The sequence below is a fragment of the Azohydromonas aeria genome (assembly GCF_009760915.1).
In the GTDB taxonomy this organism is placed as follows: domain Bacteria; phylum Pseudomonadota; class Gammaproteobacteria; order Burkholderiales; family Burkholderiaceae_C; genus Azohydromonas; species Azohydromonas aeria.
On sequence record NZ_VIDQ01000018.1, the window covers coordinates 98,496 to 105,529 of the forward strand.

A 7,034-nucleotide genomic window follows, 5' to 3' on the forward strand; every position below is an offset into this window, starting at 1 on the left:
CCCGGATGAAAGCCGCCGAAATCCGCCAGTCGTTCCTGAAATTCTTCGAGTCCAAGGGCCATGCCATCGTGGCGTCGAGCCCCGTGGTGCCCGGCGACGACCCCACGCTGCTGTTCACCAACGCGGGCATGAACCAGTTCAAGGACGTGTTCCTGGGCTTCGACAAGCGCCCCTACAGCCGCGCCACCACGGCCCAGAAGTGCATCCGCGCCGGCGGCAAGCACAACGACCTCGACAACGTGGGCTACACCGCGCGGCACCACACCTTCTTCGAGATGCTGGGCAACTTCAGCTTCGGCGACTACTTCAAGCGCGACGCCATTTCCTACGCCTGGGAGCTGCTGACCAAGGTGTTCAAGCTGCCCGAGGACAAGCTGTGGGTCACGGTGTACGCCGAGGACGACGAGGCCTACGAGATCTGGAACAAGACGGTGGGCGTGCCGGCCGAGCGCATCGTGCGCATCGGCGACAACAAGGGCGCGCGCTACGCCTCGGACAACTTCTGGATGATGGGCGACACCGGCCCCTGCGGCCCGTGCACCGAGATCTTCTATGACCACGGTCCCGAGGTTGCCGGCGGCCCGCCGGGGAGCCCGGACGAGGACGGCGACCGCTACATCGAGATCTGGAACAACGTGTTCATGCAGTTCAACCGCGACGAGGCGGGCGTGATGCACAAGCTCCCGAAGCCCAGCGTCGATACCGGCATGGGCCTGGAGCGCATCGCGGCGGTGCTGCAGCACGTGCACTCGAACTACGAGATCGACCTGTTCGTGAACCTGCTGTCCGCGGCCAAGTCGGCGGTGGACGCCGCTGCCGGCGGCGGCGACTGCGACAAGGACTCGCCCTCACTGAAGGTGATCGCGGACCACATCCGCGCCTGCGCCTTCACGGTGGCCGACGGCGTGATCCCCGGCAATGCCGGCCGCGGCTACGTGCTGCGCCGCATCACGCGCCGCGCCATCCGCCACGGCTACAAGCTCGGCGCGCGCACCCCGTTCTTCCACAAGCTCGTGGCCGCGCTGGTCAGGGAAATGGGCGAGGCCTACCCCGAGCTGCGCCAGAACGAGGCCCGCGTCACCGAGGTGCTCAAGCAGGAGGAGGAGCGCTTCTTCCAGACCATCGCCAACGGCATGGAGATCCTGGAGTCGGCGCTGGCCAGCGGCGCCCAGGTCGTGGACGGCGAGACCGCCTTCAAGCTGCACGACACCTACGGCTTCCCGCTCGACCTCACGGCCGACGTCTGCCGCGAGCGCGGCGTGACGGTCGATGAGGCCGGCTTCAACGTCGCCATGAACCGCCAGCGCGAGCAGGCGCGCGCCGCAGGCAAGTTCAAGATGGCCGCCGGGCTGGAGTACAGCGGCAGCGCGACCACGTTCCACGGCTACGACAAGCTGCTGCACGACACGGCCGCGGTGGTGGCGGTGTACGTGGACGGCGTCAAGACCGACGTGGCCCGCGCCGGCGACGACGCCGTGGTCGTGCTCGACCACACGCCGTTCTACGCCGAGAGCGGCGGCCAGGTCGGCGACGCCGGCGAGCTGCGCAACGCCAGCACGCGGGTGGAAGTCGAGGACACCGTGAAGATCCAGGCCGACGTGTTCGGCCACCACGGCCGCGTGGTCGAGGGCGAGGTGCGCGTCGGCGACGTCTTCAACGCCCGCGTCGATGCCGAGCGCCGCGCGCGCATCATGCGCAACCACAGCGCCACGCACCTGATGCACAAGGCGCTGCGCGAGGTGCTGGGCGGCCACGTGCAGCAGAAGGGCTCGCTGGTGACGGCCGAGCGCACGCGCTTCGACTTCGCGCACAACGCGCCGGTGACGGCCGAGCAGATCCGCCAGGTCGAGGCCCTCGTCAACGCCGAGATCCTGGCCAACGAGGCCACCGACGCCGCCGTGATGGCGCTGGAGGACGCGCAGAAGACCGGCGCGATGATGCTGTTCGGCGAGAAGTACGGCGACACGGTGCGCGTGCTGCGCATCGGCTCCACCCGGGAGCTGTGCGGCGGCACGCACGTGCAGCGCACGGGCGACATCGGCCTGTTCAAGATCGTGGCCGAAGGGGGCGTGGCCGCCGGCATCCGCCGCGTCGAGGCCGTCACGGGCGAGGGCGCGCTGGCCTACCTGCAGTCGCTGGAGAACACGGTCAGCAGCGTCGCCGGCACGCTGAAGGTGACGCCGGCCGACGTGCCGTCGCGCCTGGCGCAGACGCTGGAGCAGGTGCGCGCGCTGGAGAAGGAGATTGCCGCGCTCAAGGGCAAGCTGGCGTCCTCGAAGGGCGACGAGCTGCTGGCGCAGGCGGTGGACGTGAAGGGCCTGAAGGTGCTGGCCGCCACGCTCGACGGCGCCGACGCCAAGACGCTGCGCGACACCATGGACAAGCTCAAGGACAAGCTCAAGAGCGCGGCCATCGTGCTGGCGGCGGTGGACGGCGCCAAGGTGCAGCTGGCCGCGGGCGTGACGGCCGACGCGATGGCCAAGGTCAAGGCCGGGGAGCTCGTGAACTTCGTGGCGCAGCAGGTCGGCGGCAAGGGCGGCGGCAAGCCCGACATGGCCATGGCCGGCGGCACCGACGCGGCGAAGCTGCCGCAGGCGCTGGCCTCGGTGCAGGGCTTCGTGGCGGAGCGGGTGTGAGCTGAGCCGCGGGTGCCGGGAAGGGCACCCTGAAACCGGAAAGCCCGTCGCGTGGAAGCGCGGCGGGCTTTTTCTTTGGGGCGGACAGGCTATTTCCGGTTGCGCAGCTGCTCGCACGGGTCCGGCCCCTGCGCAAAGGCCGCGGGCAGCGTGCGGTCGGCGGGCAGGGTGGTGTCGGTGGGCGCCTCGCCAAACATGGTCACGTACAGGTCCTCGGGCTTGAAGCCCAGGCGCTGCAGGTGCAGCGGCACGCCGCGGTCGCGCGCGGCGTGCTGGGCGCCGGACAGCAGCAGCACCTGCCGCCCCGGGGCGGCGGACTGCGCGGCCTGCGCCACGGTGTGCGCCATGCTCTCGTCGCGCGCGAGCTGGATGCGCAGCATGCCGCCCTCGTGCTCGCGCGGCAGCAGCCCGCAGTGGCCTTCGCGGATGGCGGTCTTGAGCTCGTCGTTGACGGCGGGCGGCACCAGGCCCTCCAGTGCCGCGTCCTCCATGGCAGCGCGCATCTTGCTGCGCGGCAGGTTGCCGCCCAGCACCGGCACCTCGGCGCGCACGGCCGCCATCACGACTTCCTTATAGGTGTCCCAGGGCCAGGCCGCGGCGCTCCAGCGCAGCGCCTCCTTCACCTGTCCCTCGTCGGCCATCGCCGGCAGCTGCGCCGTGCTGCCGCCGCGCTCGGCCATCTCCAGCACCACGGCGGCCAGGCGCTGCCGCGCGGCCAGCTCGCGCACCGCCTGCGCCACCTGGCGCTGCTGGTCGGGCTGGTCGTGCTGCTCGCCGTAGAGCAGTACCCGCGGCGCGGGCGGCGGGATGGCGGCCCAGGCGGCGGCGGCCGACAGCAGCAGCGCGGACAGGATGAACGGGGACAACGGCGACAGCGGGCGCAGCGGCAGCTTCATCGAAACCCTTTCCAGGCAACGGCTCCTCGGGGGGATGGACGGCATCCCCGATCCAGCATAGCGAGCGGCATGCCCCCTGATAGAGTGCCGCCCCATGAAGGAATCCCCCGATCTCGCCGGCCGGCACGTGGTGCTGGGCCTCAGTGGCGGCATCGCCTGCTACAAGTCCGCCGAGCTGGTGCGCGAGCTCACCCGCGCCGGCGCCACGGTGCAGGTGGTCATGACGGCCGCGGCCGAGCAGTTCATCACCGCGGTGACGATGCAGGCGCTCTCCGGCCGCCCCGTGGTGCGCAGCCAGTGGGACGCGCGCGAGCCCAACAACATGGCGCACATCAACCTCAGCCGCGAGGCCGACGCCATCGTCGTCGCCCCGGCCAGCGCCGACTTCATCGCCCAGCTCGCCCAAGGGCGCGCCGACGAGCTGCTGAGCCTGCTGTGCCTGGCGCGGCCCTTCGCCTCCGGGCACGAGCGCGTGCCGCTGCTGCTGGCGCCGGCCATGAACCGCGAGATGTGGGCGCACCCGGCCACGCAGCGCAACGCGCGCCAGGTGGTCGAGGACGGCGCCGTGCTGCTGGGCCCCGGCCACGGCGACCAGGCCTGCGGCGAGGTCGGCGACGGCCGCATGCTCGAAGCCGTGGAGCTGCGCGACGCGCTCGTCGCCTTCTTCCAGCCCAAGCTGCTGCAGGGCCGCAAGCTCTTGATCACCGCCGGCCCGACCTTCGAGCCCATCGACCCGGTGCGCGGCCTCACGAACCTGTCCAGCGGCAAGATGGGCTTTCACATTGCCCGCGCCGCGGCGGAAGCCGGCGCGCGGGTGACGCTGGTGGCCGGCCCGGTGCACCTGGACACGCCCGCGGGCGTGCGCCGCATCGACGTGCGCACGGCGCAGCAGATGCATGACGCGGTGCTGCCGCTGGCGGCCGAACACGACATCTTCGTCGCCACCGCCGCGGTGGCCGACTGGCGCCCGGCCGGGCTGTCCGAGGCCAAGATCAAGAAGGCGCCCGGGCGCGAGGTGCCGGTGCTGGAGCTGGTCGAGAACCCCGACATCCTGGCCGCCGTGGCGCGGCTGCCGGAGGCGCCGTTCTGCGTGGGCTTCGCCGCCGAGAGCCACGACCTGGCCAGACACGCGCGGGAAAAACTGCAGCGCAAGAATGTCCCGCTGATCGTGGGCAACCTGGGCCCGGCCACCTTCGGCCGCGACGACAACGCGCTGCTGCTGGTGGACGCGCAGGGCGAGCGCGAGGTGCCGTGCGCGTCGAAGCGGGCGCTGGCCCAGGAGCTGGTGCGGGAGATCGCGCGAAGGGTGCCTCAGCCCCAGCGAAGCTGACCTGCCACGCACACCACGTCGTCATTCCCGCGAAGGCGGGAATCCAGGCGGCCCTCAAGCTGGCCGTGAGTCGATGCGCAACGCCTGCCGTGTCCTGGACCTTGGCGAGCCGACCGACCGGCTTGCGGCTGACTTGGGGTCCGCCTGGATCCCCGCCTGCGCGGGGATGACGAAGTAGGGGGCGGGCTGTGTCGGCCTCCGGCTGGCGCTTTCTCGATCTTTTCCCAACGGCAGTGCACCTGCTGCCCGGGGACGACGAATCACTTTTCCGACTTGGCACTGCCCAGTGCCACCTGACCCATGACCACCATCGACCTGAAGATCCTGGACCCCCGCGTCGCCGAGCGCTGGGACGAGCTGGCTCCCCGCTACGCCACCCCCGGCAGCGCCGGGCTCGACCTGCGCGCCTGCGTGGACGCGCCGCTGGTGCTGCAGCCCGGCGACGCGGCGCTGATTCCCACCGGCATCGCCATCCACATCGGCGACCCCGGCCTGGCCGCGATGCTGCTGCCGCGATCCGGCCTGGGCCACAAGCACGGCTTGGTGCTGGGCAACCTGGTCGGGCTCATCGACGCCGACTACCAGGGCCCGCTCATGGTCAGCTGCTGGAACCGCGGCAAGGAGCCCTTCACCGTGCAGCCGCTGGAGCGCATCGCGCAGATGGTGATCGTGCCGGTGGTGCAGGCGAGCTTCCGCCGCGTCGAGGAATTCGGGGACTCCTCGCGCGGCGCGGGCGGCTTCGGTTCCACGGGACGGGCCTGAAGCAGCGCTGACGACGCGGCCCCCGCGTTTTCCCTGGTGTCCCGGGCTGTTCCAATAACGCGTTCGCCGACCGAAACCACGTTGCGCCGGGCCGGGCTGCCGGCTTGCCGATAGCGTCGCCAGTCGGCAATTCCTTCCATTCGACGGACCGCGAGCGATCCATGTCCAAGCCCAAAGCGGCTGCCCTGGCGGCGGTCCTCATCGTTGCCGGCCTCTCCGGTGCCTGGTGGCTCAACGGCCGCAAGGAGGCGCGCCCGCAAAGCGCGTCCACGCAGCAGGGCGCCGCCACGGCGGCCGCGCCGGCGGCGCCGGGTGCCTCGGCGCCGGCGGTGAGCGTCAGCAGCGTGGCGGCGCAGCAGCGCGACGTGCCGGTGCAGCTGCAGGCGCCGGGCACGGTGACGGCCATGCGCAGCGTCGAGGTCAAGCCGCAGGTGGCCAGCGTGGTGACGCAGGTGCACGTGCGCGAGGGCCAGAACGTGCGGCGCGGCGATCTGCTGTTCACGCTGGACGCGCGCAACGACGAGGCCAACGTGGCGCGCGCGCAGGCGCAGCTGCTGCGCGACCAGGCCACCGCCGCCGACGCGCAGCGCCAGCTCGCGCGCAACCTGGAGCTGCTGGAAAAGGGCTTCGTCTCGCAGGGCGCCGTGGACACCGCCCGCGCGCAGGCCGAGGCCCAGGCCGCGCTGGTGGCCGCCGACCGCGCGGCGCTGGAGGCGGCCAGGGTGGCGCTGTCGTACAGCCGCATCACGGCGCCGGGCGACGGGCGCATCGGCATCGTCAACGTCTATCCCGGCACGTCGGTCTCGCCCACGGGCACGGCGCTGCTCACGCTCACGCAGATCGACCCGATCGCCGTGTCCTTCAACCTGCCGCAGCGCGAGCTGCCGGCGCTGCTGGAGCTGCTGGGCAACGGCGGCGGCCAGGTGCAGGCGGCGCTGCCCGAAGGGCGCAAGCCGCGCAACGGCAAGCTGCAGTTCGTGGACAACGCCATCGATCTGGCCTCGGGCACGGTGCGGGTCAAGGCGGTGTTCGACAACCCCGACCAGGCGCTGTGGCCCGGCGCCTTCGTGGACGTGAGCCTGGCGGTGCGCACGCTGCGCGGCGCCGTCGTCGTGCCGCAGGCGGCCGTCATCCAGGGGCCGCGCGGCACCACGCTGTTCGTCATCGGCGAGGGCCAACGGGCCGTGCAGCGCGAGGTGCGCGTGCTGCATTCGGCCGGTGCCGACGCCGTGGTCGAGGGCGTGCGCGCGGGCGAGCGCGTGGTGGTCGAGGGCAAGCAGAACCTGCGCCCCGGCGTGCGCGTGGTCGAGCGCGCCGGCGGCGGCGGCGCGGGGGGCAGCGGCGGCGCCGGCGGCGGCGGTGCCGGTGGCGCCGGCGGGGCGGGCAATGCCGGTGGCGGCGGCAGCGGCG

5 protein-coding genes are annotated in these 7,034 nt (G+C 72.1%); 4 read left to right on the plus strand and 1 reads right to left on the minus strand.

Annotated features, from left to right (window positions below):
- Positions 1 to 5 precede the first annotated feature (5 nt).
- A complete protein-coding gene (gene alaS / locus FJ694_RS13365; protein WP_157267732.1) occupies positions 6 to 2,636 on the plus strand; it encodes an alanine--tRNA ligase in 2,631 nt (876 codons plus the stop codon).
- 89 nt (positions 2,637 to 2,725) lie between these two features.
- Here alaS and FJ694_RS13370 read toward each other — a convergent pair whose 3' ends face one another.
- Positions 2,726 to 3,532, minus strand: a complete 807-nt coding sequence (locus tag FJ694_RS13370; protein ID WP_157267733.1) for a ChaN family lipoprotein — start codon at positions 3,530 to 3,532, stop codon at positions 2,726 to 2,728.
- 94 nt (positions 3,533 to 3,626) lie between these two features.
- Between FJ694_RS13370 and coaBC the strand changes: the two genes are divergently transcribed.
- From coaBC to FJ694_RS13385, 3 genes are all read left to right on the plus strand, one after another.
- Entirely contained in the window at positions 3,627 to 4,862 is a 1,236-nt protein-coding gene (gene coaBC, locus FJ694_RS13375) for a bifunctional phosphopantothenoylcysteine decarboxylase/phosphopantothenate--cysteine ligase CoaBC (RefSeq protein ID WP_157267734.1), read from the plus strand.
- A gap of 300 nt (positions 4,863 to 5,162) precedes the next feature.
- Positions 5,163 to 5,624, plus strand: a complete 462-nt coding sequence (dut, locus tag FJ694_RS13380; RefSeq protein WP_157267735.1) for a dUTP diphosphatase — start codon at positions 5,163 to 5,165, stop codon at positions 5,622 to 5,624.
- Between the two features lie 161 nt (positions 5,625 to 5,785).
- The coding region (locus FJ694_RS13385; RefSeq protein ID WP_157267736.1) for an efflux RND transporter periplasmic adaptor subunit at positions 5,786 to 7,034 on the plus strand (1,249 nt) is incomplete at its 3' end.

Coding starts and splice junctions, on each gene's coding strand:
- coaBC (WP_157267734.1), top strand. CDS start 3,627: ATGAAGGAATCCCCCGATCTCGCCGGCCGGCACGTGGTGCTGGGCCTC.
- FJ694_RS13370 (WP_157267733.1), bottom strand. CDS start 3,532: ATGAAGCTGCCGCTGCGCCCGCTGTCGCCGTTGTCCCCGTTCATCCTG.
- alaS (WP_157267732.1), top strand. CDS start 6: ATGAAAGCCGCCGAAATCCGCCAGTCGTTCCTGAAATTCTTCGAGTCC.
- dut (WP_157267735.1), top strand. CDS start 5,163: ATGACCACCATCGACCTGAAGATCCTGGACCCCCGCGTCGCCGAGCGC.